General features: G+C 54.1%; 1 rRNA gene. It reads left to right on the top strand.

Going from position 1 to position 233, the window contains the following annotated elements:
- A 23S ribosomal RNA gene (locus tag KVT37_RS33110) occupies window positions 1-233 on the top strand; the annotation flags it as partial.

The raw sequence follows: 233 nt of genomic DNA, 5'->3' as shown, positions 1-233 counted from the left end.
TTGTACGTGGACGTAGACCCGAAACCAGGTGATCTTCCCATGTCCAGGGTGAAGTGCAGGTAACCCTGAAGGGAGGCCCGAACCCACGCACGTTGAATAGTGCGGGGATGAGGTGTGGGTAGCGGAGACATTCCAATCGAACCTGGAGATAGCTGGTTCTCCCCGAAATAGCTTTAGGGCTAGCCTTAAGTGTAAGAGTCTTGGAGGTAGAGCACTGATTGGACTAGGGGTCC

Source organism: Mesorhizobium sp. GbtcB19, from assembly GCF_019091085.1.
Lineage (GTDB): Bacteria > Pseudomonadota > Alphaproteobacteria > Rhizobiales > Rhizobiaceae > Mesorhizobium.
Note: the sequence above shows the minus strand (reverse complement) of the source record. Positions and strands in the feature narration are given on the sequence as shown.